The 26,447-nt window shown below is 69.3% G+C and carries 21 protein-coding genes and 2 pseudogenes; 11 read left to right on the top strand and 12 right to left on the bottom strand.

The window, feature by feature from the left end:
* Positions 1-271 precede the first annotated feature (271 nt).
* The 3 genes from ACRRSS_RS36765 (at position 272) to ACRRSS_RS36755 (ending at position 2,135) form a co-directional block, all read left to right on the top strand.
* Positions 272-1,021, top strand: coding sequence for a hypothetical protein (locus ACRRSS_RS36765; RefSeq protein WP_435975586.1), 750 nt, complete (start codon positions 272-274; stop codon positions 1,019-1,021).
* A 128-nt stretch (positions 1,022-1,149) separates the two neighbouring features.
* Positions 1,150-1,506, top strand: a complete 357-nt coding sequence (locus tag ACRRSS_RS36760; protein WP_435975585.1) for a phage holin family protein — start codon at positions 1,150-1,152, stop codon at positions 1,504-1,506.
* A complete protein-coding gene (locus ACRRSS_RS36755) occupies positions 1,482-2,135 on the top strand; it encodes a DUF3618 domain-containing protein (protein ID WP_435975584.1) in 654 nt (217 codons plus the stop codon). Before ACRRSS_RS36760 ends, ACRRSS_RS36755 begins: the two co-directional genes overlap by 25 nt.
* 199 nt (positions 2,136-2,334) lie before the next feature.
* Here ACRRSS_RS36755 and ACRRSS_RS36750 read toward each other — a convergent pair whose 3' ends face one another.
* Entirely contained in the window at positions 2,335-3,504 is a 1,170-nt protein-coding gene (locus ACRRSS_RS36750) for a PP2C family protein-serine/threonine phosphatase (RefSeq protein WP_435975583.1), read from the bottom strand.
* A gap of 246 nt (positions 3,505-3,750) precedes the next feature.
* Positions 3,751-4,200 (bottom strand): SRPBCC family protein, encoded by a 450-nt coding sequence (locus ACRRSS_RS36745; protein ID WP_435975582.1) that lies wholly within the window; start codon positions 4,198-4,200, stop codon positions 3,751-3,753.
* Between the two features lie 548 nt (positions 4,201-4,748).
* On the opposite strand from ACRRSS_RS36745, the gene ACRRSS_RS36740 reads away from it, so the two are divergent.
* On the top strand, positions 4,749-7,022 hold the full coding sequence (locus ACRRSS_RS36740; RefSeq protein WP_435975581.1) for a catalase: 2,274 nt from the start codon (positions 4,749-4,751) through the stop codon (positions 7,020-7,022).
* Positions 7,023-7,199: 177 nt separating this feature from the next.
* On the opposite strand, the gene ACRRSS_RS36735 is transcribed toward ACRRSS_RS36740, so the two are convergent.
* Together ACRRSS_RS36735 and tal are read right to left on the bottom strand one after the other, a co-directional pair.
* Positions 7,200-8,480 carry a peptide ligase PGM1-related protein gene (locus ACRRSS_RS36735; protein WP_435975580.1) on the bottom strand — a complete coding sequence of 427 codons (1,281 nt, stop codon included), beginning with the start codon at positions 8,478-8,480 and terminating at the stop codon, positions 7,200-7,202.
* A 1,225-nt stretch (positions 8,481-9,705) separates the two neighbouring features.
* Positions 9,706-10,806 (bottom strand): annotated as a pseudogene (tal, locus tag ACRRSS_RS36730) (transaldolase); the annotation flags it as partial.
* Between the two features lie 506 nt (positions 10,807-11,312).
* On the opposite strand from tal, the gene ACRRSS_RS36725 reads away from it, so the two are divergent.
* The gene (locus ACRRSS_RS36725) at positions 11,313-11,612 is read left to right on the top strand and encodes a DUF3040 domain-containing protein (RefSeq protein WP_435975579.1); all 300 of its coding nucleotides are present in this window, start codon (positions 11,313-11,315) and stop codon (positions 11,610-11,612) included.
* A gap of 175 nt (positions 11,613-11,787) precedes the next feature.
* Here the strand turns inward: ACRRSS_RS36725 and ACRRSS_RS36720 are convergent, their stop codons facing one another.
* Complete coding sequence (locus ACRRSS_RS36720) at positions 11,788-12,882, bottom strand: carboxylate-amine ligase (RefSeq protein ID WP_435975578.1); 1,095 nt, start codon at positions 12,880-12,882, stop codon at positions 11,788-11,790.
* Positions 12,883-13,215: 333 nt separating this feature from the next.
* Between ACRRSS_RS36720 and ACRRSS_RS36715 the strand changes: the two genes are divergently transcribed.
* Both ACRRSS_RS36715 and ACRRSS_RS36710 read left to right on the top strand, forming a co-directional pair.
* Positions 13,216-14,400 (top strand): alcohol dehydrogenase catalytic domain-containing protein, encoded by a 1,185-nt coding sequence (locus ACRRSS_RS36715; protein ID WP_435975577.1) that lies wholly within the window; start codon positions 13,216-13,218, stop codon positions 14,398-14,400.
* Between the two features lie 124 nt (positions 14,401-14,524).
* Positions 14,525-14,935, top strand: a complete 411-nt coding sequence (locus ACRRSS_RS36710) for an STAS domain-containing protein (protein ID WP_435975576.1) — start codon at positions 14,525-14,527, stop codon at positions 14,933-14,935.
* A 432-nt stretch (positions 14,936-15,367) separates the two neighbouring features.
* Here the strand turns inward: ACRRSS_RS36710 and ACRRSS_RS36705 are convergent, their stop codons facing one another.
* Both ACRRSS_RS36705 and ACRRSS_RS36700 read right to left on the bottom strand, forming a co-directional pair.
* On the bottom strand, positions 15,368-15,772 hold the full coding sequence (locus ACRRSS_RS36705; RefSeq protein WP_435975575.1) for an STAS domain-containing protein: 405 nt from the start codon (positions 15,770-15,772) through the stop codon (positions 15,368-15,370).
* Between the two features lie 2,147 nt (positions 15,773-17,919).
* On the bottom strand, positions 17,920-18,312 hold the full coding sequence (locus ACRRSS_RS36700) for a hypothetical protein (protein WP_435975574.1): 393 nt from the start codon (positions 18,310-18,312) through the stop codon (positions 17,920-17,922).
* Between the two features lie 498 nt (positions 18,313-18,810).
* Between ACRRSS_RS36700 and ACRRSS_RS36695 the strand changes: the two genes are divergently transcribed.
* On the top strand, positions 18,811-19,401 hold the full coding sequence (locus ACRRSS_RS36695) for a class I SAM-dependent methyltransferase (protein WP_435975573.1): 591 nt from the start codon (positions 18,811-18,813) through the stop codon (positions 19,399-19,401).
* Between the two features lie 233 nt (positions 19,402-19,634).
* Here the strand turns inward: ACRRSS_RS36695 and ACRRSS_RS36690 are convergent, their stop codons facing one another.
* The 4 genes and pseudogenes from ACRRSS_RS36690 to ACRRSS_RS36675 all read right to left on the bottom strand — a co-directional run bounded on the left by ACRRSS_RS36690 (position 19,635) and on the right by ACRRSS_RS36675 (position 23,162).
* Positions 19,635-20,168 (bottom strand): DUF7822 domain-containing protein, encoded by a 534-nt coding sequence (locus ACRRSS_RS36690; protein ID WP_435975572.1) that lies wholly within the window; start codon positions 20,166-20,168, stop codon positions 19,635-19,637.
* Positions 20,169-20,578: 410 nt separating this feature from the next.
* Positions 20,579-21,895 (bottom strand): hypothetical protein, encoded by a 1,317-nt coding sequence (locus ACRRSS_RS36685; RefSeq protein WP_435975571.1) that lies wholly within the window; start codon positions 21,893-21,895, stop codon positions 20,579-20,581.
* Between the two features lie 539 nt (positions 21,896-22,434).
* Positions 22,435-22,648, bottom strand: a pseudogene (locus ACRRSS_RS36680) (transposase); the annotation flags it as partial.
* Positions 22,649-22,748: 100 nt separating this feature from the next.
* Positions 22,749-23,162, bottom strand: coding sequence for a hypothetical protein (locus ACRRSS_RS36675; RefSeq protein ID WP_435975570.1), 414 nt, complete (start codon positions 23,160-23,162; stop codon positions 22,749-22,751).
* A gap of 390 nt (positions 23,163-23,552) precedes the next feature.
* On the opposite strand from ACRRSS_RS36675, the gene ACRRSS_RS36670 reads away from it, so the two are divergent.
* Complete coding sequence (locus ACRRSS_RS36670; RefSeq protein ID WP_435975569.1) at positions 23,553-24,245, top strand: hypothetical protein; 693 nt, start codon at positions 23,553-23,555, stop codon at positions 24,243-24,245.
* A gap of 126 nt (positions 24,246-24,371) precedes the next feature.
* Here ACRRSS_RS36670 and ACRRSS_RS36665 read toward each other — a convergent pair whose 3' ends face one another.
* Entirely contained in the window at positions 24,372-24,950 is a 579-nt protein-coding gene (locus tag ACRRSS_RS36665; RefSeq protein WP_435975668.1) for a YrhB domain-containing protein, read from the bottom strand.
* A 370-nt stretch (positions 24,951-25,320) separates the two neighbouring features.
* Here ACRRSS_RS36665 and ACRRSS_RS36660 point away from each other — a divergent pair, with 370 nt between their 5' ends.
* Both ACRRSS_RS36660 and ACRRSS_RS36655 read left to right on the top strand, forming a co-directional pair.
* A complete protein-coding gene (locus tag ACRRSS_RS36660) occupies positions 25,321-25,653 on the top strand; it encodes a metalloregulator ArsR/SmtB family transcription factor (protein ID WP_435975568.1) in 333 nt (110 codons plus the stop codon).
* Positions 25,650-26,375, top strand: a complete 726-nt coding sequence (locus ACRRSS_RS36655) for a DUF2071 domain-containing protein (protein WP_435975567.1) — start codon at positions 25,650-25,652, stop codon at positions 26,373-26,375. Before ACRRSS_RS36660 ends, ACRRSS_RS36655 begins: the two co-directional genes overlap by 4 nt.
* The last annotated feature ends 72 nt before the right edge of the window (positions 26,376-26,447 follow it).

Raw genomic sequence — 26,447 nt, 5'->3', positions numbered from 1 at the left:
CCGGAGTGGGCCATGCCAGTTCGGTGAGCAGGCGGCCTGCCGTCCGGGCGCCGTCGCCGTGGGACCACTGCTCATAGCCGGCCGACCACCAGGCCGACGGAGCCGCGGTAGGCGCCATCCGCCCCGAGGAGTGAATAACGGGCGGCCGTGCGCGCGCCCGACGATGACTACGTGTGAAATGTCCCAATTGTGCGGGTGTCTCGTGCCGTGCTGGGTACGCGCAGAGCAGCGACGCCATCAACCGAACACCGCTGATCGAGGAGGAAGAGCCTTGACTGCCTTCCAGGACTCGGACGGTCGGCCGGAATCCAAGCCGACCCAGTCAGACCAGACGGCTCAGGGCAAGGCGGGCGACACCGCCGCCGTGCTCGGAGACCAAGCCACGCATGTGGCCCAGAACGCCAAGGAACAGGCCGGCCACGTCGTCGATGAGACGCAGTCCAAGGCCAAGGACATCGTCGGAGACCTTCGCGCAGAACTGCAGGACCAGGCCAGCACACAGACGCAACGCCTTGCCGACAATGTGCGCAAGCTCGCCGGCGAGATACGCGATCTGAGCGAAAACGGAGAATCGAACACCACCGCGGCCGGACTCGCACGTCAGATGGCTGACCGCGGGCAACAGATGGCGGACCATCTTGAGGACCGGGGCCCCGACGGGCTGATCAGCGACCTGCAGGACTTCGCACGCCGCCGCCCCGGAATGTTCCTCGTCGGAGCGGCCCTTGCGGGATTCGCAGTCGCCCGTGCCGGCAAGGGCGTCGGCGCGGCAACCTCGTCCGGAACCCAGGCTCCGGCAGGGGCGCAGGAGACGGCTCACCGGCCAGCTGTGGCGGATGACCCTCTGCCCTCATCCCAGGGCCGCGATGGCGTTACCGCCCCTGCCGAGCCGGCCGACACCTACGGACAGTCGCAACCCCCGCACGTGACGCACGTGCCGTCGGTCTCGCCGGCCCCGCCCGCATCCCCGGCTCCTGCCCAGCCGTACAGCGTGGGTAGGCGGCCTGGAGAAGGGAGCTGACCGTGGCCATCCAGGAGCGGCTCTCGGCCCCCGCCACCACTCCGTCCGCGACTCCCGGCGCACCTCGTGCGGCACACCGAACTGTCTCTCGAGAACGGGGAAGGGACGCCGAGGCATCGGTCGGTGACTTGATCGGCGAGATAGGTACCGACCTCTCTCAGCTGGTACGGGACGAGATCGAACTCGCCAAGGCCGAGATCAAGCAGGAGTCGAAGAAGGCCGGTAAGGCAGCGGGCATGCTCGCCGGCGCAGGGTACGCGGGACACCTCGTCCTGCTGCTCGGCAGTCTGACGGTCATCGCCGCACTCGCCAACATCATGGACCCCGCATGGGCCGCTCTCGCCGTCACCGTGGCATGGGCTGTGGCCGGAGCCGTCCTCTACGTCAACGGACGCAAGCGCCTCGACACCGTCAGCCTCGCACCCGAGCAGACCCTGGAATCGCTGAAGGAGGACGCCCGATGGGCACGACACCCAAGGAATTGAGGCACGACGTAGAGCACCGTCGCGCTCACCTGGCGCGCAACGTCGACCTGCTGGCAGACCGGTTGACACCGCGCAAGATGGCGCAGCGTAAGGCCGCCTCCGTGCGGCACGGAGTTGCTGACGTGAAGGAGCGCGTGATGGGCACGGCGCACGACACGGGACACCGTGTCGCCGACAGCGCGGAACAGGCAAGCGACAGCATCGCGGCGACCGCGCGCGAGTCAGTCGGCAACGTAACCGACGCAGTCCAGAGCACTCCCGCCATGGCCCGGCGCCGGACCCGGGGAAGCCCTCTGGCCGCCGGCCTCATGGCGTTCGGGGCGGGCATGCTGGCCGCGGCACTTCTGCCGACCACTGAGGCAGAGGAACGTGCAGGTCAGTTCCTCAAGGATCACTCGGACGACCTCATGGAGCCGGTGAAGCAGACGGCTGTCGACGCCGCGCAGGAGGTCAAGGAGAATCTCCGCGGACCGGTGACCGAGGCGGTCGCATCGGTGAAGTCCACCGCCAAGGACGCAGCTGCGGCAACCAAGGACGACGCCCTCAGCACAGGACAGGAATCCGCTGAGGAGGTACGTCACATAGCTCAGGGCACCGCCCAGGAGAGCCGTCCGGTCTCCGGCGGCTGATGCCTACGGAAGCGGCTCGCCCCCGCTGGATCCGGCATCGCTCCGCGGCGCCGCCTGACCATCTGCCCCGGGAGTCCTGCGGAGAAGCCGGATCCGGCCGTCCCTCACACCGAGGGGCGTCCGTCAAACCGCGGAGAGACGCGGTGACCTGAGGCGGCCGGCCCATCGTGCCTTCCGTCGCCGTGCGTGCTGTCTGGCGTCAGCCCGGGCCGATCCAGTCGAGGCACAGGACAGTCGCGTCGTCCTTCGGAGGCTGGCCGTCGTAGGCGTCGGTGACCGCTCCGACCAGGGTGCGTACGACCTCGCGAGGATGCTCGGCCGCGGTCTTGCGCAGGAGGGCAGGAAGATCGACCACCCGCGCGTCGCGTTCCTGCATGCCGTCGGTGTGGAGCAACAGACGGTCACCTGGCCGTAGATCCAGGTCCTGCACCTGGTAGCCGCCGTGCCCGGGGACGCCGAACGGCAGGTTGACCTTCAGGCGCAGCTCGTCGACCGCCCCGTTGCGCAGGCGCAGTGGCCAGGGGTGGCCGGCGTTGACGAGACGTGCGCTGGTTCCGTCCAGGGCGATGCGCAGCAGTTGCCCGGTGGCGAGGCTGTGGCGACCGTGGTCGAGGAGGGCCTGGTGGGTCTGCCGGGCCTGTTCAGCCAGGCCTTCCCCGGCCCGGCGGGCGCCTCTGGATGCGTTGACGACCAGGGTCGCCATGAGGGAGGCGCTGACGTCGTGGCCCATGGCGTCGGTGATGGACAGGTGGAGGGTGCGGGCGTCAAGGCTGTAGTCGTAGGTGTCACCGGCGATGTCGGAGGCCGGGACCAGGGCTCCGGCGAGGGTGAATTGGCGTGCTTCGCAGCAAGAGGCCGAGGGCAGGAGCTGACGCTGGATCTCCGCTGACAGGCTGACCGTGGCGGTGCGATTGCCCCAGTGGTAGAGGTCGGTGAACCGGCGATCGGTGACGATGATGTAGGCCAGTGCGTGCGCCGCCACCTCGACCTGGTCGAGGACATCCTGAGGGGCATCGTCGAGGAACAGTTCCAGGACTCCGATGATGTCGCCGCGGTTGGTCACCGGGGCGAGCACCCGCCGCCCGTGCTCGCTCGCGGGAGTCAGGATGAGGCGCTGGCCTCGTAGAACCTCGTCATAGACGCCGGTGCCCGAGAGTGGAACCTGCGTGGCACGGTCTTGCTCGTGCATCGCTGATGTGTCGTGTACTCGGAGCAGACGTCGGCCGGCGACGTCGACGAACAGGAACGACACGTACTGGGCGCCGAACCGGTCGCGCAGATCGCGCGCCACGACGTCGAGAGAGTCCACTGGGGCGGCGTTCTCCGCCGCGGTCAAGACCTCGGCGAGTCCGATCCGCTCGTCCCTCACGTCAGCCTCCTCAGAACTCGGACCGCCACGGTGCTGCCCGCGGCGAGAGGGCCGCTCTCTGGGGACGCTACACAGTCATGGCTCGCTGCCGGGTGTACACGCCGGGTGGGTCCCCAGGGCGGCGTGCCGGTGTCGGCCGGTCGACAGTGTTGTGCGGGACTGTGCGTCTTCCCGGGGGCAAGCCGTCCCTCTACCTCGCTACGCGGTCTTGGGAGGAACAGCCCACGGGCCCGCAGGGGGTTGGCTTCAGGTGCGTGCGTAGCTGGTCTGTTCCTCCACAACGTTCGCGAGCCTGGCGAGCATGCTGCGGTGACGCAGTTGGATCAGTGCGTCGACTGCGGCGTTGTGAAGCGTTCCTCCGATGCCCCGCAGAGGATGCTCGTCCACGATGATCAGGGCCTCGTCACCCCAGGGGCGGACGTCGATCGCCACGCGTGCGGTGCCGAAGGGTCCGCTGTCGACTTCTAGTTCCAGTTCTTCGAGTACGTCGACGCGTCGTACGACGGTGGTGCCCGCAACGGTCCAGGGGCCGAGCCGGACGGTGTACTCCAGTGCGGATCCCAGCTCGGGCCACAGACCGTGGACCACCCGCGATTCGCTCGTGCCCACCACCCAGTCCGCGTAGCGCGTGCCGTCGGCGAGGACCGCCCACACCCGGCCCGGCGAGGCGTGGATCAAGCGGTGTCGTACGGCCATGATCGTCCTCCTGGGCGACGGTGATGCCGGTCCGGTCCTGCGAAGGTGGTTCGTGGCGGCTGCGGCGCCACCCGGTCCGAGGAGGCCGGTGGCGGGCAGGGGCGCGTCCCCGTGGGCCGCGAGAACGTGCCGGAAGTAGTGCAGTCCAGGCCGAGGAGGGCCACGTGGGCGCCGCGCTGCGACATCGCGTACGCCGTGCTCGCGCCGATGCCCCCCGCGGCGCCGGTGACCACGGCGCCCCTGCCCGTGAGTGGGCTCGAATGGGTGTGGGTGTGGTGTCGGCGGGCGCAGGGCCTCATACCATGCCCCTGCCCGGCCGTGTCCGTTCCACACGTGACAGGTCGGCCCTAACAGCGTTCGAGGCCGGCGGCAGGCAGCCGTCTCGGCAGTCCGTGCTGTCGTCGTGGGCCACGACGAGGCTGCGGCTCAGGCGGACGGGAACGGGGGCTCGCCTCCGGGCCGGACAGGCTAGTCCAGGTTTCAGGACATATCGCCTCGGGTCACACGTGTAGGGCCCGAGGGCCCGCCCCGCTGCGTCTGGAGATGTGATGTCCGAGAAGAATCCGGTGAAGGCCGTCGCCGACGAAATCGCCGACGTCATGCACACAGGCCCGGTCGAGGGTCCCGAAGAGGGCGTGCCCGGCAAGCCGGCCCCTGTCTCGCCTCAGCTCGTCGAGCCGACGACACCGGTCGAGCCGTTGCCGCCGAAGGCGGAGCAACGTGGCCCCGAGACGGTCAGCCCGACTGGTCAGCCCACTGGTGCGGAGCAGGCCAGGATGGCGCAGAGCGGCGCCTACCTGACCACTGCCCAGGGCGTCCGCCTGCCGGCCACGGACCACTCGCTCAAGGCGGGGCCGCGGGGTCCTGTGCTGCTGCAGGACCACCACCTGCGCGAGAAACTCATGCACTTCGACCACGAGCGCATCCCGGAGCGCGTGGTTCACGCACGCGGCTCGGCCGCGCACGGCGTCTTCCAGTCCTACGGCACGGGGCAGACGGTCAGCAAAGCCGCGTTCCTGGCCCCGGATGTCGAGACGCCGGTGTTCGTCCGCTTCTCTACCGTCCTCGGCTCCCGGGGCTCCGCCGACACCGTGCGTGACACCCGTGGCTTCGCCACGAAGTTCTACACGGAGGAAGGCGTTTTCGACCTGGTCGGGAACAACATCCCGGTGTTCTTCATCCAGGACGCCATCAAGTTCCCCGACGTCATCCACGCTGGCAAACCGCACCCCGACCGTGAAATCCCCCAGGCCCAGAGCGCGCACGACACCTTCTGGGATTTCGTCTCCCTCCATACGGAAGCCACCCACCACACTCTGTGGAACATGTCCGACCGGGGGATTCCCCGCTCTTACCGGATGATGGAGGGCTTCGGCGTCCACACCTTCCGCCTCGTCAACGCCGACGGCGCGACCACGCTGGTGAAGTTCCACTGGAAGCCAAGGCTCGGCGTCCACTCCCTGGTGTGGGAGGAGGCGCAGATCCTCGCGGGCGTCGATCCCGACTTCCACCGCCGCGACCTCTACGACGCCATCGAGTCCGGCGCCTTCCCCCAGTGGGAGCTCGGCATCCAGACCTTCCCCGACACTGACGACCAGATGTTCGAAGGAATCGACCTCCTCGACTCAACGAAGATCGTCCCGGAGGAACTCGCGCCCGTACAGCCGGTCGGCCTGCTGACGCTGAACGCGAACCCGTCGAACTTCTTCGCCGAGGTCGAACAGGTCGCCTTCCACACCGGGCACCTCGTCCCGGGCATCGACGCCACCGACGATCCCCTCATGGCAGGGCGGAACTTCTCCTACCTGGACACCCAGCTCACCCGGCTCGGCGGACCCAACTTCCCGCAGATTCCGATCAACCGCACCCACGCCCCGGTCAACGACATGCTCCGCGACGGCTCCCACCAGACGGCCGTGCACCGGGGCGTGGCCCCCTACAAGCCCAACAGCCTCGACGGGGGCTGCCCCTTCTTCGCCGGCGCCGACACAGGTGCATTCATCGAGGTTCCCGTTGAGGTACCGGCCGGACGGAAAGTCCGCGAAGCCCCTGCCTCGTACGACGACCACTTCTCCCAACCGCGCCTGTTCTGGCTGAGCATGAGCCCGCTCGAGCGCGAGCACATCATCGCCGCCTACACCTTCGAGCTGGGCAAGTGCTACGAGCAGGCCATCAAGGAACGCGTCCTGACCGTCCTCGCGAACATCGACGGCGACCTGTGCGCCCATGTGGCGGCCGGCCTGGGCCTGCCCGTGCCGGCCGCCACCGAACCACTCGCTGATGTCGACCCGAGTCCGGCGCTGTCGCAGATCGGCGCCACCTGGCCGCTGGACGGACGCGTCATCGGCATCGTCACCGACCAGGACGTCGACACGGCCACCGTGCGCGCGGTCCGCGAGTCCGTTCTGGATGCCGGCATGGTGCCGCTGGTCGTCGCCGCGGCAGGCGGAGTGCTCGGTACGGACGGCGATCCGATCACCGTACAGCGCACCTTCGCCACCGCCCGCTCCGTCGAATTCGACGCACTGGTCGTCATCGGCGCCCCGCAGGCCGGCGCCGACGCGTACGGTGCCCGCGACGCCAAAGCCGGCTCCCCCACAGCTGCCTCCGGCGACCCCCGGGTCCTCACGCTGCTGACCGAGGCCTTCCGGCACGGCAAGGCGCTCGCGGGCTTGGAAGGCGCCGAAACCCTCTTCGAAGCCGCCGGCATCTCTGGAGGTGTGCCTGGCGTCATCCTCTCGGACGGAGCGCAGGCGCTGCCCCGACTGCTGGAACTCCTCGCAGTCCACCGCGTCTGGGAGCGCTTCCCGGCCGCGATCTGACCCGGCCGTATGCGGGGACCCTCCCATGGGCCTTGCAGGGTGTTGCCGAGCCCCGGCCCTTCACGGTCCGGGGCTTCCCCCGGCAGGTGCCCGTCCCGGGGGTACACGCTACCTGCGGGTACGGTCACCCGTACGGACCCCGGCACCGGTGGCCCATCGAGACGGGCGCGTGGCGGGTCACCCAGCCTCGAATTCAAGGACCTGGCCCAAGGCGGCTTCCTGCTCCGCCACGTCCCCGGCACTCCTGGCGATCACCACATACCGCCACGAGCGGCCGTCGGGCGGTGCGTCCGCGTAGAGGACCACGCCCTCGCCGCGATCCGGGTCGAAGGCGAGGCGGGAGGCGCCCAGCCGTGCCAGCACCTCGTCGAAGTCCATGGCAGTCCGTGTCCAGCCCTTCGACACCGACCATGCCGGCTGTGCGGTGGCAGATCCCTCCGTCAGCCGGGTGACCATGGCGTGCGGCGTGGTGGTGGCCGTACGGCGGATGTTGCTCTCACTCGCGTACGCGACACCATCCGTGTCCACCAGCGCGTCGAGCCCGAAGGGCCCGGCATAGCCGTGGTCGGCCAGGTAGCGGCCCAGGGCCGTTCCCCATTCCTCCAGCTCGCCGGCCGCGTGCGCGCAGGACAGTGGCAGCGGAGAGGCGTATCCCGTGAAAGAACCCTCAACCGTGCGCATCGCCCCGCTGAAGAGCGTGCGCGTCCCGGAGGCGGAGACCTCCACCTGGACACTGACCGACTCGGCTACGTCGAGGTGCTCCTCCACCACCCACAGTCCTTCGGGCCCACCGACCGTGTCGAGCGCCAGGCTCGCCCCGCCCCTCAGGTCGTCGCGGGACACGAAGCGCATCCCGTGTCCTCCGGCCGAACGGTCAGGCTTCACCACAACACGCTCGTGGTCCCGCAGGAGATCGCGCGCCACACCTTCGGCCTCCGGGCGCCGGCACATCCGCCCCCTCGGCAGCCGCATGCCGAGTTGCCCGGCCGTCTCGCGGAAACCGGTCTTGGTGTTGAGCAACATGGCCGTCTTCAGGGCGGCCTGTGCGGCTTCGACGGTGGGATACGGATGGACGCCGATGCCGATGTCCCGGGCGAACGCGATCGCCGACGCGTCCAGCGCCGTCGGCAGCAGCGCCGCACCCCGGTCACCGGCGAGAGCCCGGACCTTCTCGACCAGTCCTGCCTCGCGCACAGCCCTGGCCAGCGGGACAGCTCCGGCAGGAGGCACCTCGACCACCGCCGTCGATCCCGGGGGCACCCCCGTCAGGTCGTACACGTAACGCAGGAACTCCCGGCTCAACGGCACGGGAGTGACGAACACGTCCCCCGGCCGAAGCAGCCACGCCTTCCGCGGCGCCTGCTGGGCCCACGCCGTCAGGATCTGCCCCTCGTCGAGATCCACCGCCAAGTCCGAGAGGAAGTTCGCGAACACAATGATCGAGCCCGTCTCCGTCACCGCTCTGCTCCTCCGATTGCCGCTCGGCCGTCCACGGTCAGCCTGGGATCCCCCGCTCAGCCATCCCGGACGCGGCCGGGCCAAAGACGGGGAGGTGCGTGCCCCGGCTCCTGCGAGCAGACCAGGGAGGCAGGGCCGGGAAACGGTTCCCAGGCCTCGGGGCCGGTCCCCCGGCGCACCTGGACCACCCGGCACACCTGGAGCACCTGGAGCCAGGGTGGTGAGGTCGACGTCCCCGGCGTTCCCCCTACCGGCGGCGGTGAGGAAGGTCCTGACATCGGCTGGGCGACACGCCACTCCGATGGCAACGCCGTCATAGCGGACTCGCGCCATACCTGCTGCTCGGGCAGGTAGACGTCAGCTTGGCGGCCATGGGCCCAGCCTCTGCCGCACGAAGCGCGTCGGCACCCCTTCACGTCCAGACGGGTGCCCTTCACCCCCCGGCGGCACGGTGGAACGACCGAGTCGGCGCTCCTGCCGGGAGTCCTCTGCTCCGCTACTCGCAGTCGCCCACTCGCAGTCGCCCCGAGGTCTGCGCGGTACCGCTCGCGGGCCCCGGTGTGATCCAAGGCCCCAAAGACGGCGCGGCCCGGGCGCCACGCGTACACGGAGGGGGCGTCCATTCGTCCTCACATCGCAGAAGGGGCTGCTCCCGGGGCTACCGCGTGCCGGAGGGTTGAGGGCGCAGGGCATGAGTGACTGCCGCGATGCGCAGCTCCTCCAAGCGCACAAGCTGCTTCTCGGCGCGCTCCGCAAGGGTGTCCAGGTGCTTGGTGGAAAGGCGTGAGTCGGTGTCGGCGAGGGTCCTCAGGGTCCGCCAGCACGTCCTTTTACCCTGGACGCCGACGATCATGGACTCTGTTTCCAGCACGTCGCTGAGGGGCGAGCGGGTGAGGAGGTGGCCATTGGTCTTGAGGCGGCCCGCCTTCTCCGCGATCCATCCCATGGCCGCCTTGGACTGGCTGATCGGGATCTGCAGATCGGTCATGATCTGTGCCAGCGAGTCACGGTCCGCATCGACCTGGCGGGTCAGTTCGGTCAGTACCGTGTCCGCCCCCGCGCTCGTCTGTGCCTTTGCGGCGCGCCGGAAGAGTTCCAGGCCCCCGGTGGCGGCCGAATAGTGGTCGTTGAGGTAGATCGCGAGCAGTTGGGCGACGCTGTCGGAACCCTCACCCCCGCGCCCGTCGTCGTCGCAGGTGTCGACGGCTTGGGGGTGCATCGCGCCCCGCACCGAGGTTCCGAGTTCCTTCCAGCTGTCCTCGAAGCTGGTCAGTCCTTCGCGCTCCAGGGTGTCGGTGACGTCGGAGAAGTCGACCCCGGCGCGTTCCAGAGCCTCGAGGTGGGAGGCTGCGGCCGCGTAGTCCTCCACGGTCGGGGGGTGGGCGGGGAGGGTTCCGTGGTCTGCGAACGCGGCCAGGGTGGTGCCGGGCATGGTGTTCACGGTGCCGGGGATGACGAGTTCGCTGACGTACATGGTGTCGGGGTAGGACGGGTCCTTCACCCCGGTGGACGCCCACAGGGGCCGCTGAACGCGGGCCCCGGCCGCGGCGAGGCGCTGCCAACGCGGCTCTGCGGTCATCTCCTCGAATGCCCGGTGGGCCAGCCGGGCGTTGGCGACCGCGGCCTTGCCCTTGAGTGCCAGAGCCTCTGGGGTGCCGAGGGTGTTGAGGCGGCGGTCGACCTCGCTGTCGACTCGGGAGACGAAGAATGAGGCTACCGAGTGGATGTCCGACAGATCGCGTCCCGCTGCCTGCGCCTGTTCGAGACCGGTCTGGTAGGCGTCCATCACGTCGCGGTAGCGGTCCAGGGAGAAGATGAGCGTCACGTTGACGCTGATGGCGTCGGCGATGGCGGCGGTAATCGCCTTGAGCCCCTTGCGAGTGGCTGGGATCTTGACGAGCAGATTCGGCCGGTCGACTGTCTGCCACAGCTTTCGGGCCTGGACTGCGGTGGCATCGGCGTCCTGCGCCAGGCGCGGATCGACCTCGATGGAGACCCGTCCGTCGATGCCACCGGTGCGCTGGTGGACGGGGGCGAGGACCTCGCAGCCGCTTCGCACGTCGTCCGTGGTCAGGGCGAGGACGGCGTCGTCGACGCTGGTTCCCGCGTCGCCGAGGCGGCGCAGCTGCTCGCTGTAGCGGTCCCCCTTGGACAGCGCGGAGGCGAAGATCGTGGGGTTGGTCGTGACCCCCACCACGTGCTTTTCCGTGACCAGCTCGATGAGCTCTCCACCGGCCAGGAGCTCGCGGGACAGGTCGTCGAGCCAGACCGCCACTCCGGCCGCGGACAGTGCTGCGAGGGGGGCGGTGCCAGCGGGAACAGACATGTGAGACCTCTCGCAAGGTGCGGCGCCGTTCGCGGTGAGGTGCTTCTCGCCCGACGGGCGGGCTTTCCGGCGGCGGCACTCGGCACCGTGGTTCCCTTCGCGCATGCCCGCCCTGCCCGTCTGCAAGCGCGGATCTCATGAGGTGAGACGGAAGCGCGGGGTAGGGATTGCGAATGCCGGTGAGGTCGGGGACGCGCGGCGCCAGGCGCGGGACGCCGCACACGTGCGGCGCGCCGTGCTCGGCGGGCGCGGTTGCGCACGCTGAGAAGCATGTCGGGGCCGCTGGAGGCGCGGCCGACATGACGTCCAGCAGAGGGTTGTACGCGGCCGGCACGGGCAGACGCCTGGTGCGCCGCGGTCCCACCGCAGGCAGCACGATCGCCGCGTAGTCGACCAGCGCGGCGCACCACGTCGGTGACGGCGTGGGCCTTACTCATCACCAGGGGCAGCCCTGACATGCGGGAGACGATATGGACGGCACTCCTCTCTCGCCCGCGGAGCGACTGGTGCTGACCATCACCGAGCGTGACCTCGCCCGGGACAGGCGCTTGGACCGTCGTCTGCGCACCATGCGCTGCGGCATGCTTCTTGGCGCGCGACGTCACTGGCTGATGACCATGACCCTGATGCTGGCGATGGCGTCCACGGTCCTGATGGTTCGAGCCGTACAGTCCTCCTCGTCGGCGCTGATCTGGGCGTTCGCTGCCGCTTGGTGCGGGACTCTGGGCGGTGCCGCTTGTCTGGTGCGCCGGTGGTGTGTCAAGGAGGGGAGGCGATTCGGCCATTCACCGGGTGGTCTGACATGACCGCATCTCTGTCCGTCGGGCCGCAGGCTGCCTGCGTGAGTAAAGACCGAGGCTGCCGTGAGTCTGTGCCTTCCCCATGAGAGTTGCAGCTTCCGTCGCAGCGGTGACGGTGGTACCCGACGCCCTGTGATGCGCGGTCATTCGAAGGTGCCGGACCCGCTCAGCTGGTGCGCGGTCATTCGAAGGTGCCGGACCCACTCAGCAGATTGATCAGCGCCGGCAGCCCCGCCTCCTTCAGCGCGCGACGCTGGCGGTCAGCGGGAGTTCCGGCCTGCTGGAGTCGGCGGACGAGGCCGCGCACGCCTCGAACGTCGCCCGCGTCCTCCAGGGCGGGCGTGATGTGCCGCATCAGTGCGTTCAGTGCCTGCCCGCTGCTGCACGGGCGGCCAAGCGGATCCACCAGTGTCCCCTTCAGACCGTGGCGCGCCGCGTACCAATTCGCGGCGTGCGCCAACTCCGGCGCGACGACCGGCAGGGAGAGACCCGCCTTCTCCTCCGCGATCGCCGTGGCCACCAGCCCCCGGACGATGCCGGCGAACATGACGGCGTCGTCGGCCCGCAGCTGGACGTCGAGGCAGCGCACCTCGACGGTGGGATAGCGGTCGGACAGCCGCGCCTGCCAGTAGGCCTGCCCCCGGTCGGCGATCACCCCTGAGGCCACCAGTGCCTCAAGGCGCTCTTCGTAGTCGCTGAATCCGTCGAAGTGCGGTGGTGGGCCGCTCACGGGCCAGCGACTGAAAACGATGGTGCGCCAGCTCGCGAACCCCGTGTCCCGCCCGCTCCACAGCGGCGAATTGGCGGACATGGCCAGCAGCACCGGAAGCCATCCTCGGATCCGGTTCAGCACCGCGACGCCTGTCTCCGGATCAGGGACGCCGACGTGCACATGCATCCCGCAGATCAGCTGCTCATCGACAAGCTGCCGGGCTTCGCGCGCCATCCTCGCGTAGCGCGGCGTGGGGGTGACAGGTACGGTCAGCCCCCCAAGCACGGGCGCCGCACCTGTGGCGGCGACTCGGCAGCCGATGGCCTGCGCGGCAGATGCCAGTGCGTGGCGCAACCGCAGCAGGTGGCCGCCGACTTCGTCGAGGGTCCAGCACACGGGAGTGGCCACCTCGATCTGGGCCTGGAGCAGCTCGTACTGGATTTCCGCGCCGTCCGCGAAGGGGCCCAGACCCGTGGCCCGGCGCACCTCCTCGGCCAGGGGGACCGGAACAGCGGTTGCCGGGTCCACCAGCAGATACTCTTCCTCTACGCCCAGGGTGATCACCCTTTGCGCCTACCCGCACATTTCATGATCACCTGCCCGGTGCGCACCTGACCGGTGGCGCGGTTCGGACGGGTGCGCTTCGCCTCGGCGCAGAGGGCCGGCGCCCCCGCACAGGGACCGGAAGTCCGTGCTCCAAAGCCGGCGGTCGCGCTACGTGCGCTGGGCGATGCCCCCTGACCGTGGGATGGCCGGGGGAATCGCGACTTTCGCGCGTCGGGCCAGTTCTGGGAGGTTCGCCGAGAAATCCGCCCCCGTACAGATTCGGACTCTTCGTCTGAGGGCAGCCGCCGGGCGACAGGCAAACCCATACCGAGGGTTCGGCAGGGAGAAGCGATGAGAGCGCTGACCTGGCACGGTAAACGGGACGTACGCGTGGACACGGTGCCCGACCCGGTGGTCCGAGACCCCGACGACATCGTCGTCGAAGTGACGACCACCGGTCTGTGTGGCTCCGACCTGCACCTCTACCTGGTCCTGGGGGCCTTCCTGGACGTCGGCGACATCCTGGGTCACGAGGCCATGGGTGTCGTGAAGGAGGTCGGCCCCGATGTCACCGGCCTGAAGCCGGGCGACCGGGTCGTCATCCCCTTCAACGTCTCGTGCGGAACGTGCTTCATGTGCGAACGCGGCCTGCACTCTCAGTGCGAAACCACGCAGGTCCACGAGCACGGCACCGGCGCCTCCCTCTTCGGCTACACCAAGCTCTACGGCCAAGTGCCGGGAGGCCAAGCCCAGTACCTGCGGGTGCCCTTCGGCAACACCCTCCCCATCCCGGTACCGCCCGGTCCGCCCGACGACCGTTTCGTCTACCTGTCCGACGTCCTGCCGACGGCCTGGCAGGCCGTCGAGTACGCGGCGGTTCCCCGCGGCGGCAGCGTCGCGGTCCTGGGGCTCGGACCCATCGGGGACATGAGCTGTCGCATCGCTGCCCACCGCGGCGCGGAGACCGTCATCGGCATCGACCTCGTGCCCGAGCGTCTGGAGCGGGCTCGGCGCCGCGGTGTGCACACCCTGGATCTGCGGGAGTACAAGGACGGCCTGACGGACGCTGTGCGCGAGCTCACGGAAGGGCGCGGGCCGGACGCGGTCATCGACGCCGTCGGCATGGAGGCACACGGCAGCCGGGTCGCCTCCGCGGCGCAGACGGTGACCACCGTGCTGCCCGATGCCCTGGCCGCCGGACTGATGAAGACCGTCGGGGTCGACCGGCTCTCCGCCCTGTACGCGGCCATAGATCTCGTCCGGCGCGGGGGAACCGTGTCCGTCTCCGGGGTGTACGGGGGCGCCGCCGACCCGATGCCCTTGCTGACCATGTTCGACAAGCAGCTGCAGGTACGCATGGGACAGGCCAACGTCCACCGCTGGGCGGGCGACATCCTTCCGCTGCTCACCGACGAAGACCCCTTGGGGGTCGACGGCTTCGCCACTCACCGGCTGCCGCTGGAGCAGGCGCCGGACGCCTACGAGATGTTCCAGAAGAAGCAGGACGGCGCCGTCAAGGTCCTCTTCACACCCTGACGGGCGCACGATGATCGGGCGCGGCCGACCATGCGCGCACCTTGCACCCTCGGGTCGCCCGGCCCTGCCGCGGAACTGCCGCATGCGGAAGGCGATTCCGGGCAACCGCTCGTATGTGAGGTGAATGGTCATGAGCGTCAACATAGGAGACCATACGGCGGAATACAGGCGGGCCGGATCACCTCCCAGGGTACGAGTGGTGCGCATGTCCGGGGACCTCGACATCCATCACGCGGACGAAGTTCGCTCCATGCTGCGCAGAGCGGTGACCGAGGCTCCGGCCGGCGCCGAGGTGGTGATCGATCTCCTGCACTCGTCCTTCTGCGATTCCTCGGGCCTCGAAGTACTCATGACAGCAAGGCGGTGGGCCACGGAATCGGGCCGGACCCTACGGCTGGGGGCACCCTCACATCAGATGGTGCGGCTCATGGACATCACCGGCACGACCACGTTGTTCGCGATGGGCCCCGCGCCTCAATACGTTGAGCCCGATAGTGGGCACCCCACGGATCGTCGGCGGGGACGGGCTGACTGACCGACCAGGCGAGGATGCCGGGGCTTGCGTACGTGATGCTCGGTGCCTTAAGCGGTCCGCTGCATGGCGGCCTGCGCGCCCCGCGCGTCGTACCCGTCCTCCGCCACAGGCGCAGGCACGTTGGGCGTGGGCTGCAGACGGTGCGCTCCTTCTTGTCAGACGGTGCGCGGTCTCCGGGCCCCGGGTGGGGGCTGGCAAGGGTCTGCCCCGTCAGGGAGCGATCAGACTGGTCTCCAGGTAGCTGGCGCCCAGCTCCTGGCAGTACTGGCGGACGACGCTCCGGGCCCTGTGCAAGTGGGGGCTGGGCATGATCCCGCGCACCGCAGTAGCCCGCGGCTCAGCCCGGGCCGGCGGGCCCTTCGTGTACGCGTCCTCGGTCATCCTCCGTGCCGGGGCGTTTCGCGCCCCGGCTTACACCACGGCGGGAGGGGCTCATTCCAGGCCGTGCTCGAGGGCGATGTGGAACAGGCTCCGCACTCCGACCGCCTCAAGGACCAGGCGGACCGGTCTGGGGAGGGGGCCGACGAGAATGAGGTGGCAGCGGTGACGGGCCGCGAGCAGTTCGTCGACGAACGCGGGGGCGGCGAAGGTGACCCCGGTCAGGTCCAGCAGAACGCGGTCGGTCTGAGCGGTGCAGACACTCACGACGGCCTCATGGAGGCAGGCCACCGTGTCCGCGTCGAACTCTCCGTAGGCAGACAGGACCACAGTCGCGGGCGACGCGGACGGCTCGTAGCAGACCAGCGCCTCGTCTTTCACAGCCCGCCATGCCGGCAGACCCTCCACGAGCACCAGACGCGGACGCGCGTCCCCCCACTCCGGGACCCGGTCGCTCATGGTCCTCACCACGACCTCGTGAAACCCGCACGGCCCCGAGACTGCGGTGCACCTGCCCCCTGCCCGTCCCCGCACCGCCCCGCGGAACTCGGTCTTGGGGCGGCCGTCTGCGGAAGGCAGGCAGCGGCATGAGCAGGAGCCTCTCACTCATACAGCGGCTTCCCCGGCGACGGCCCCTCACACTCGCCTCAGCGAGCGTGCCGCTTCCCTCCGTCCCAGCCCGCGCCTCGCCGGAACGTCCACGGTGAGGGCCGTCGTCACTCGTCACGAGGGCTCCGGGCCGCGCCACCCATCGGTCCCGTCCGGCAGGGGCCATGGGATGGGGCGACGGTCCTGCCGCCGGGCGCGGTGGCAGGACCGTCACACGGATCCGGCCCATAAGGGCAGGCCGGGGCACGTGTCGCTGCTCCCAACGATCGACCGAGCCACCGGTCACTCCGGGCTGATCCGTTCGGGTGCGCAGGCGGACGAAGGTGACCTCGGCGCGGTCCTTGCGCGGCTGGCGCTACGGCACGAAACCAACTCCTGATGGTGCGGGATGGGTATCCGCCCGTCCTCGTGGGCCCGCCTGAGTGACGCTTGCCGACGCGAGCCATTTCGCTCCCGCCCCGGACCAGGAGCTGCCGTCGCACGCGCGCGAGCGGGCGTGGAACGCGGGCCCCGACGGACGTGCGGTCTCGACAGGATCTGTGCCGCGCTCCCACCCGTCTGCGGCCGGGCGGGAGACTCCTGATGGTGCACTCCGGGCTGTGCGGGGCCGAGGACAGCGTCGATCGGCTCTCCCGGGCAGGCCTCGCCGCCAAAGTCACGGCAAGAACCCGCGTGCCCTGGGGTCCGGTGCTGGGCTCGCGGAGGGCCTGGCTGGAGCGGCAGGGCCTGGTGGCCCAAGCCGACCAGTGGGAAGAGCTCGTGGTCATCCGAGCCCAACGCTGACCACACGCTCGCGCCGCATGCTGCGCCGGACCTTGACCGCCCCGCGCCTCCGACGTCAACGCCCACAACCAACCTCCGAGCCTCCCCTCGACGAGAACTGCACCATCCACCACGGCCAGAGTGGGGACATCACACCCGCCCCGTGACGGGTGAGGATCCCGAGCGCGGCATGATTGCGTGCCCTTGGGCGGCGGCGGGGGGTTGTGCACCTCATGGAGACCGCTGAGCCGGTGACCGTGACCGGCGACCACCCGGACACTGAGGACCCGCGGCTGCCGCTGCTGACTGCTGACTGCTGCGGAGGTCTTGCAGACGGTCGGTGTCGGCGTACTCCTGTGAGTACGTTCACTTGTGCGCCGACAGGCCAGGACCCATCAACATTCGCTCTTCGCTTTCACCTATGCAGCCACGCTGTCCTCCTGGCGGCCCTCACCTCGTGAATCGAGCTGTTGTGACCTCACTGGCCGTTCTCACCCTGACATGGGCGGCGTGTGCCCGTGGCTTGACGTTGAGCTGTTCCAGGGCCTTGGCCCGGTTGCCGAGGTCGAGGTCGCGGGGGATGTTCAGGCCCTCGGTCAGCGGCCCCAGGAGCGCTTCGCGTCCGCACTCGCGGGAGGGCCCCCGGTCGGCTACCTCCCCCACCGGCGCAGCAGGTCCATCCCCGCGGGCGCGGGGTCGACACTTGCTGAGCTGGCGCGTGCCGGCCAGGCCACCGAGGGGTGATGCCGCTGCTCCGTCCGCACCAGCGCGGGGGCACTTGCCTCCGGTGCCTCAGCCAGTCGCGTTCAGCGGGTGGAGGCTACTTCTTGCGGGGCCACGGATCGTCCGCCTCGGTCGGCCGATCGGTGTCTCCGTCCCCCAGCGGCTCAGCCAGTCGCACCGGGTGCACGCGTAAAGCGAATTCACGCCGTGGATGCGGCACCCGCAGCTCGGGCACTCGATCGCCGTGATCTGCGCCGGGGACAACGGCGGCCGTTTAGGCCGCGCGCTCGCCACGGCAACTGACGGCCGACCGCTACCCGGGTGGTCCACCAACGCCGGCCGCACCCAGGGCACCGGGTGACGCCAGGCCCGCACCACGCTGCTCAAGGCCGTCGCACGCCACCACCACGCTCTCCTGCTCGCCGCCGTCGTCGAGCTCGGCGGTGAGCTGGAGCTCCCAGCTACCCGTAACGGGCGCTGCAGGGGCGCGGTCAGCCCAGAAGGCTGCGCGGTCAGCGACGCCGGCCGCCGCCGATGCGGCGGTCGTCGGCCAGTGCGGTCAGCGGGCCGAACTCGCGGGCAAGCTCGTTCCACGTCAGAACCTCGCCACAGCGGGCCGGGAACTCCTTCGGGTTGAACTCGGGCATGGTCCAGGTGCCAGTGCCCCGGTCCCGCAGCCACAGGTCCCCGTCACCGTCGACCACAGTCGGCGGGACCGGTACGGGCTCGGCCTGATCGGTGGGCTCCCAGGTGACCCGGCCCGGGTGGGAAGCACGGCGCAGCTCGGTGGTGGCCAGCCGCGCGGCCAAGTCACGGATGGACTCTTCGGCGTCCTTGACCGAGTCGAGTCGGAATGCGTCGTCAAGTACGGGCAGGGCTGGATTCTTGCTGCGCTTTGAACTCATACGCTGACTACCTCCGGTGGGGGGCGCCACATCCGTTATGGCACCCCGTAGAGCACCACGGTATCCGAGGCGGGAGCCGGGTCAGGCCTCCTCCGATGGAACGGTCAGCAAGCCAGCCGGCGCTCAGGAAGATGTTCTGCGCCAGGTCAGCGACTTGTTCGGTGAGGCGAGGAAGGCACTCGACCCGCTGACGAAGTAGCTGGAAGCAACCGTCCAGCCCACGGTTCAGCCCCCGCTCGGTGCAATCCTCTCCGGGGCGAGCGCGGCCTCCAGGCGGTCCAGGCGTTCGTCGAGGGCGCGGACGAAGCGTGCAAGCGATCAGTGAGGACTGAGCAGTCAGCATCGGAAGGCACCTGCCGGCATGACCGATCCGGTACGAAGAACGACGGCAAGCTCCAGGTGCCATTCTTCCTGCGCCTCGCCTCCCCCATCCGGATTCTGCGGGGCCATGCCCCCGCCCAGCGTCGGGGCCGCGGGCCCTCCCAGCCGAGAAGGTGCATGATCATCAGTGAATCCACCGCACACGCTGCCTACTGGCAGCCGCTCTGGGCCGACGGCCGTCAGTACCGTCCACTAGACGGCAGCGAGAAGCGGCTGATGAGCGAGTACCTCGGTCCCGGTCAGGCTCGCCCGGCGCTCGACATCGGCTGCGGCTCCGGGGCCCTGGCCCGACACCTCCACCACGAGTTCGGCTACCGCGCCACGGGCGTCGACTGCGCCCCCAGCGCCATCGCCCTCGCCGCCGCTCACGACACGGGTTCCGGCCCCGGACCGGTCTGGACGTGCCTGGACATCACCACCGAGGACCTCACCGCCCTGCCGGACCCCGCGTACGCCCTGATCACCTGCCGCCTGGTCTACCGCTGGATGGACGACAAACCGGCGTTCCTCGACCGCGTCCGCCGGCTCCTCGCGCCCGGCGGCACCTTCTGGGTCGTCACCGAGATCACTGGCCGCCGCACGACAACCGACCCACCCCTCCACGAGCTCGGAATCACCCCCGAGGACGCCGAACTGCTCACGAACGGATGGTCCGCCATCCACACCGCAGACCTCGACGTCCTGCGCTGCTACGCCCTACGCCCCTGATGCGGCCGGACGCGACCCGTTCGACCAGCAGCCTTCTACCGAAGTCCGTCAACCGGGCACTACGGTGGGACACGAAGACCTCCGTGCGGTGAGTTCCTAGACAGCTCCCACTGCACCGGAGGTCTTCGCCATGTTCATGACCTGTCGAGTGTCGACAACGCTCGTGCTCCATACACCGAGGCCGTGACTTTCGGATCAGGTATGCATCGCCCCGCACGACACCGCAAGCCCCGTCAGTTGGGGAAGGAGAAGTAGAGAGCCTCGCTGTAGAAGGACGCGAAGTGCCTCTGCCAGTCAGCTCGGACTGAGGCCAGCCAGTCGTCGTTCTCGCCGGCGATCGCCGCCTCGGCCTTGGCCACGGCTTCGGGGATGTCCTCGGAGGCCAGACGCCGCACGCTCGCGGCCGGATCATCGTCCGTCATCGAGACGATCTCCCCGGTCTCAAGGACGAAGTAGTTCGCCTGCTGCTTCTCGAGGTGGGCCGTGGTCCTGGCCACGCAGTCGGCGAACTCGGCGTCGTCCTCCAGGCCCTCGCCGACCGCACGCAGGAGGCCGAGGAGCAGGGCCGCCCCGTCGGCGTAGTCCGCGGCGATACCGATCGGAGGGTTCCAGATCATGGACGGGACGATCGTCGTTCCACGCCCCACCAGGAGCTTGTGCGCGAGCGGGATGTCCCAGTTGTGCTCGGATATGCATCGGATCCGCTGGGGGACCTCTGTCTCACTCGGCATCGAGTCTGCGGAGTAGAGATACGAACGGTTTGCCATGGTGGGGAAGCTAGCACCGGCGACCGACAATGCCCGCGCCGTTGGACTCCTCCCCCGCGGTCAGAACGCAGGGGAGGGACTCGGCACGGGCGGGCGGGGTGCCAGCCCGTGCCCGGTGCTGCACGTGGTGGGCGGTGCCCCCGGGCGCCATGCATTCTGCCCGAACCGGCGCCTGGTGCCTCACACCTGGTAGACCGCACTCCTCGCGCTTCTGACGGGCCAAGGAGCTCACCGAGCAGCAAGAGCCCCGCCCTTCGTCGATATCGCACTCTTGACAGCGGTCCGCCCCGCAACGCGGGCGAGGCCTGGTGTTCCAGTGGCCAGACGCCGGCCCTTCTGACCACACCACAGAAGTTGAGCCAGAACCCGTTCTCCTCGACAGAGTCAGGAGGCGGATTCCTGGAGAGGTGTCAGATCACCGCGTTGTAGATGTCCCAGCCCCAGCCGATCCTCTTCCGGACGGAGCCGGGGACGGAGCGGAAGTCCGGCTCGCTGCCCTCGTGCGCCCACACCTGGCCGGTCGTGTCCCGGGCGACGACGTGGTCGTGCCAGAGGCCGCGGGGGTCGGCGGTGCCCACGATGTCGCGGTAGGCGTTCCAGCCGGCGCCGACCCGCACGCGCGGGTCGAAGGGGACGGCGGGGTAGGCCCCGAACCGGTACGCGTTGTACTTCCACAGCACGCCGCTCTTGTCGCGGGCCACCAGTCCGCCGGTGCTGAACGTGCTGATGGTGGTGTAGGCGTTCCAGCCGCCGCCCACGCGCACGGGTGTCTTGAACAGGGGCCCGGAGAGCGAGCGGTCGTAGTGCCAGAGGACGCCGTCCTTGTCCCTGGCGACGAGTCCGTGCTCCAGGGAGACGAGGCTCGTGTAGACGTTCCAGCCGCCGCCGATCCGCACGCGTGGCTGGAACGGGGCCGCCGGGTTGCCTGAGCCCTTGTAGTGCCAGAGGACGCCGGACTTGTCCCGGGCCACGAGGTCGCCGCTGCCGGCCGCAGTCGTCTGGGAGAGCTGGGTGATCGTGTTGTAGACGTTCCAGCCGCCGCCGACCCGTTTGCGGGGCTTCAGGGACGTCTCGGGCTTCCCCGTCCCCTCGTACCGCCAGAGGACGCCGCTCCGGTCGCGGGCGTGGACGGCGCCACGGCTGGATGCATCCGGCGTGCCCGCGACGAAGCGGAGGAGGACCGGGCCGTGGGCCGCCACAGCTCCGGACGCGTCCTTCACCGTGAAGTCGCCGTCGAGGGAGCCGATCTCCTGCAGCGAGTGCTCCGCGCCGATCGCGAGTTCGTACGTCAGCGTGCCGTCCCCCGCTTCGACGGCCGGCAGGTCGAGCACGATCGGGTGCTCCCCTGGCTCCGCCTCCCCGTCAGGTGCCCGCCAGGCGAGCGGTCCCAGAGCGGCGCCGTCCACCGAACCGGCGGCGCGGAGCTTCGCGGCGACCCGTGGTGACGTGCCGCCACCGGGCAGGTAGGGGACGGGCAGACCCAGCCGCGCCGTCACCGAACCGGTCACGCCCTGTGGGAGCGTGACCTTCAGGCGCAGGGTCACCGGTGCGTCGTCCCCCGCCGGCACGGTCAGCCGGCCGCCGTCCTGAACCACCGGGCCCGGCACGGCAGGGGATTTGGCCTGGACCGTCACCGGTGCCGCGACTGCCGCCGCTCCCCCGAGTGCCACCGGCGCGACTCCGGCGACGAGTGCCGTCGCCAACGCCAGGCTTGCACGAGTTCGCATCACGAAATCCCCCGTAAATTGAGCCTATTCACGAGAAAGAGGAGATACCCCCGCTTCTGTGACACCTCTTCGACCGCCGAGGTGGCCGAAGGGTTGTACGCGTCGGACTTCGCCGGGCCGGCCTCTCGGGGCGGCCGCCCGAATCGCCGTCCCCTCGTGTGCGGGTTCGGCGAGCGGCCAGGTGTCGTGCACGCTGCCGACTGAGCCCCTGCGGCTCTTGCTCGACCAGGTCCTCGCCGCCGCCGAGCGGCCCCAGGTCCGGCACTGCTCGCTATCGCGGGGCCGCGGCTGAACTCGATCCTGTCCTGAAGGGCTTCGACACTCGGTTCGACGGCGAGGCGCAGGCCGGGGTCGCGGGGCTCGGTGGGTGTGGCGGTAAGTCCCGTGGGTGAGCGCCGCGCAAGATCGTTCTTGCCAATGGGGCGAGAACGATCTTGCGCTCACCGTTCCGGCGAGTCCGCCAGGCGCTGGGCCGCCTCGTTCTGTGTGATCACGCAGCGGATGTTGCGGATGGCACGGCAGAGGCGGAAGAGCGGGCGGTCCCCGCCTGTCCGGCGGCGCCGGTAGTGGGCGTCCGCGCCAGCGGAGCCGCGGAGGGAAGCGAAAGCCCATAGGCGGCCGACATGGTTGAGCCGGTTGTTCTTGACGAACCGGCGTCCGATAGCGGCGTTTTCCGGAGGCCCGCGTGAGCGGGGCCGAGCCGGCGTACGCCTTCAGCCCTCCAGCCGTGGCGAACCGGCTCCTGTCGTCGCCGAACCAGAACCGTACGCCGAGGGCACGTACCTCGTGGTCACCGGGACTGGTCGCAGGGACGTCCGCGCGGTGGCGGTGGAGGAGATGGGCCGACTGGGATTCAGCGCCCGGGGTGGCCGGAGCCGGCCAGGCCCTTGTGGAGGGCGGAGGTCAGGAACGCGGCGGCAATGGTTGCGGCCGCGCTGCCGATCATGACCATCCCCACGCCTATCACGAAGAGGCCGCTCGCGTCGTCCGACCAGTCGTAGGCGGCGGCCAGGGTCAGGCCGCCCGAGGTGCCCAGCGCCGCGGGCACGACGTGCCCTCGGGACGCCGACCAGCACACCGGTATCAGCAGGGTCAGCCCCAGCCCGATCACCTGCCATGCCTCGTAGGGGCCGGTCGAGGAGCCGTCGGGGTGCACGTCGCGGTGCTGGTCCCATCCCAGCCAGGCCGCCCACATCACCGCCGCCACACCGGCGAGCAGCGCGGTCGTCACCGGCAGGGACACGGGATTGCGCGGTTCGTTGTTCATGACCCCAGCCTCGCGGCACTCCCCGCCCCGCGTCAGAGCGCGGATACTCAGTCGAACCCGAGTAGGAAGCACGCCCTCGCGTACGTATCCGGAACGGGATCGAGAACGTTCGGGGCGAATCAGTACCTGTCCTGACCGGTTCCCGAGGCCGCTTCGTACTCCGCCTCGAGAACCCCGACTCGGTGCAGGAAGAAGCGGTCGGCATCGTTCGACGGATCAAGACGCTGGAACGCGGTTGTACCCGTGTGTACCCGGATAGTCGCTCTCCTTCCGCGCGCCAACCTCAAATCTCTCTCAGGGGATCTCCCTTTTCCTCATGTGGAAAACCTGCCGCGATAGATTCCTCTCGAACAATCGCCCTGACCAGGCGATGACTTCGGAGGGGGATCAATGCACACCAATGTCAGGAAGTTGCCGGCTGCACCCGTGATAACCATGGCGATGGTCCGAGGGACGAGCACCATCGCGTTCGCCGAGACCGCCGAACCGACTCCGGTCGAGGAAGGCGTTGGCCAGCCCTGGCCACCGTCCGAGGAGGATGAGAGCGGCTTCACGCCGGCACCTGCGGAAGAGGCGGAGCTGCCTCCGGCAACAGACACGCCATACGGGCGCTGTCACGCCGCACGACTCTTGGTGATCGGGGCCGCTGTTTCCGCGGTCCTCGTTTCCGGCGGCTGCTCTCCCGAAAAGGAAGACGCCCCGACGCCATCGCAGCCTCCTGGATCATCGTCGCCCACCGCAACCAAAACCCTTGACGAGAGATCCAAGGGGTCGGTTGATGTAGCTCCCACGATCCCCGATGCCGACGCTATCGCTGCCGTGTCAAACATCAGGGGGAATATGGCGGTGCCACTCACGGGAGGCGTGCGCAAAGGGTCTCTGGGGATCATGGTCTCCTGCAAGGGGAAGGGAACCGTCAGGGTTACCTTCGAACCTTCTGGGCTCGCTTTCCCACTGGAATGCGTGGACCAGGTGGTCAGCACCACGTACAACCAAATCGACCTGAAGTACGACCGCTCTTCCGCCCATGTCCACGTCGAAGCTCCGGGATCGGTGCGCTGGGCTATGACCGTCGGACAGTAGTCCTCCGAGATGGGTCCCGTGGTCTCACGCATCGGGACCCGTCTGCGTGCTCGCTCAAGCGCCAGATGGTCGGCCGAGCCGGCTTCTCGCTTCTGCGCAAGCGAGTGCTGCTCGCTTCGTGACCTGTCAGCTGCTGAGGTCAGGGGGCTCGAAGGTGTTCGACTCGCGGATGGTCACTACGGACATGACGGAGTCGGTGGGCGGCACCAGCTCCCCGGAGGCGACCTCTACGAGGTGCGCCGGAGCTTCGCCGTGCTGCAGTGCGGTCACGTACTCGACGATCTGAGCGTGGGAGAGCACCGGCACCCTTCGGCGCAGGGCGTGCATGGCATGAACCCTCCCGCGAGCGTTTGCCACCGTCCGGACCTCATCGTGCAGATCGTCCACTGCGGTCCGCGTGACCTGCCCTCGAATACGGGCTCGATAGTCCGCCTCCCACTCACCCGTTACCGCGGCGACAACACCGATCTGATGCAGGCTTCCATCGACGCGGTCAACAAGGTACGGCCCATTCCCGGCCAGCATGAAGTCCGGATTCCGAGTGCGCAGATACTCCTCAGACGTCCAGGAAACGGTCCACACCAGGTCGTGGCGCTCTACATGCGAGACGGCCATGCGCATCGGGGCAAGGCCAGCCGACAGCCCCCGCTGGTAGTCGCGTTCCAGCTCTTCCTCAACGATCCGAGCTGCGGCATCTCGCTCCATCACTCGGCCAGCATCCCGTACGGATCCGACGGGCGACCACCAGGTTTCCTGCTCGCCACACGGTTGGGCAGACACCAGGGAACGCTCGCGAACGGCGCCGACGCGTGCTCCTGACGACGGTGAAGACGTCCCGCGTGATGGCGAGGTCGAAGCCCTCCACGAGCTTGGCGACCTTGGCGGCGACGACCCGGTTCTCGTTCGTGACGACGCCGATGACGGCGTTTCTCTCCGATGCCGGGGCGGTAGTCGGGGCCCCGTTGCTGAATCGGCGAGTGAGTACGAGAGGGGGCGCGCGGGAGCGCCGGGACAGCGTTGTCGAGGGCTGGTGGGCGCATTGTTAGGTCTTTAGCTCATGTGCTAAATATCTAGCATGACAGAAGCTCAGGACGAGGCAGGGGCGTTCCGTGCGCTCGCTGATCCGACGAGGCGCCAGATCCTTGAGGACCTCAGAGGTGGCGAGCTCGCGGCGGGTGAGATCGCGAGCAGGTTCTCCATCAGCGCGCCGTCCATCTCACGGCATCTCGGCGTGCTCAAGGGAGCGGGACTGGTCACCGAGCGCCGGGACGGCAACCGCATCCTCTACTCGCTGGCCGAGGACCGCCTGGCGACCTGCATCGGCCGGTTTCTCAGTGCCGTCTGCCCCGAGCAGATCGTCCTGCGCCACACCAAGTGGCGCCCCGGTGCACAGAACGAGGGATCATGAGGCAACCACGCCTGTCCAGCGTCGTCGAACGACGGCTTCTGGTGAACTACCGGGTCGCCCCGGACGTCGCGGCACGCCTGCTTCCGCAGCCGCTGCGCCCGCAGCTGGTGAACGGCCACGCGGTAGCGGGCATCTGCCTGCTGCGGCTGGGAGGTGTCCGGCCGGAATGGGCTCCCAGGGCGCTCGGGCTGCGGAGCGAGAACGCGGCGCATCGGATCGCCGTCGAGTGGGACGGACCGGACGGCGTCGAGACCGGGGTCTACATCACGCGTCGCGACACCGCCTCGCGGCTCAACGTGTGGGCCGGAGGCCGCGTCTTCCCCGGTGAACACGGCCGGGCCGGTTTCGAGGTGCACGAGACGCCCGACCAGGTGCGGGTCGCCTTCGCCACGTGGGACGGCGACACCCAGGTGGACGTCACCGTCGAGCCGGCCGACGAACTGCGGGGCAGCGAGCTCTTCACCGATCTCGCCGAGGCCTCCCGCTTCTTCCAGGACGGGGCGCGGGGTTACTCGGCCACCAGCTCCGGCCGCCACCTGGACGGCATGGAACTGCACACCGACGCCTGGCACGTGGAAGCCGGCCTGGTCCGCTCCGCCGCTTCGTCCTTCTTCGACGACCCGGACCGTTTCCCTCCCGGCAGCGCGACCCTGGACTGCGCCCTGGTCATGCGCGACGTTCCCGTCGGCTGGCGCCCGCTCCCCGCCATGGCCGTCGCCTGAGACGCTCGCGAGCGGCGTGAGCGTCTGAACCGTGGCGTCTGCGACCGGCGCGCCGTGGGGGCTCCTGAGGGA

Source organism: Streptomyces sp. Qhu_M48 (assembly GCF_051305195.1).
Taxonomy (GTDB): domain Bacteria; phylum Actinomycetota; class Actinomycetes; order Streptomycetales; family Streptomycetaceae; genus Streptomyces.
Note: the sequence above shows the minus strand (reverse complement) of the source record. Positions and strands in the feature narration are given on the sequence as shown.

Bases quoted from the DNA above. Each gene is read 5' to 3' on its own strand.
- ACRRSS_RS36755 (WP_435975584.1), top strand. From the start codon at position 1,482: ATGGGCACGACACCCAAGGAATTGAGGCACGACGTAGAGCACCGTCGC.
- ACRRSS_RS36745 (WP_435975582.1), bottom strand. From the start codon at position 4,200: ATGGCCGTACGACACCGCTTGATCCACGCCTCGCCGGGCCGGGTGTGG.
- ACRRSS_RS36740 (WP_435975581.1), top strand. From the start codon at position 4,749: ATGTCCGAGAAGAATCCGGTGAAGGCCGTCGCCGACGAAATCGCCGAC.
- ACRRSS_RS36715 (WP_435975577.1), top strand. From the start codon at position 13,216: ATGAGAGCGCTGACCTGGCACGGTAAACGGGACGTACGCGTGGACACG.
- ACRRSS_RS36710 (WP_435975576.1), top strand. From the start codon at position 14,525: ATGGTCATGAGCGTCAACATAGGAGACCATACGGCGGAATACAGGCGG.
- ACRRSS_RS36705 (WP_435975575.1), bottom strand. From the start codon at position 15,772: ATGAGCGACCGGGTCCCGGAGTGGGGGGACGCGCGTCCGCGTCTGGTG.
- ACRRSS_RS36700 (WP_435975574.1), bottom strand. From the start codon at position 18,312: ATGAGTTCAAAGCGCAGCAAGAATCCAGCCCTGCCCGTACTTGACGAC.
- ACRRSS_RS36695 (WP_435975573.1), top strand. From the start codon at position 18,811: ATGATCATCAGTGAATCCACCGCACACGCTGCCTACTGGCAGCCGCTC.
- ACRRSS_RS36690 (WP_435975572.1), bottom strand. From the start codon at position 20,168: ATGGCAAACCGTTCGTATCTCTACTCCGCAGACTCGATGCCGAGTGAG.
- ACRRSS_RS36685 (WP_435975571.1), bottom strand. From the start codon at position 21,895: ATGCGAACTCGTGCAAGCCTGGCGTTGGCGACGGCACTCGTCGCCGGA.
- ACRRSS_RS36675 (WP_435975570.1), bottom strand. From the start codon at position 23,162: ATGAACAACGAACCGCGCAATCCCGTGTCCCTGCCGGTGACGACCGCG.
- ACRRSS_RS36670 (WP_435975569.1), top strand. From the start codon at position 23,553: ATGCACACCAATGTCAGGAAGTTGCCGGCTGCACCCGTGATAACCATG.
- ACRRSS_RS36665 (WP_435975668.1), bottom strand. From the start codon at position 24,950: ATGGAGCGAGATGCCGCAGCTCGGATCGTTGAGGAAGAGCTGGAACGC.
- ACRRSS_RS36660 (WP_435975568.1), top strand. From the start codon at position 25,321: ATGACAGAAGCTCAGGACGAGGCAGGGGCGTTCCGTGCGCTCGCTGAT.
- ACRRSS_RS36655 (WP_435975567.1), top strand. From the start codon at position 25,650: ATGAGGCAACCACGCCTGTCCAGCGTCGTCGAACGACGGCTTCTGGTG.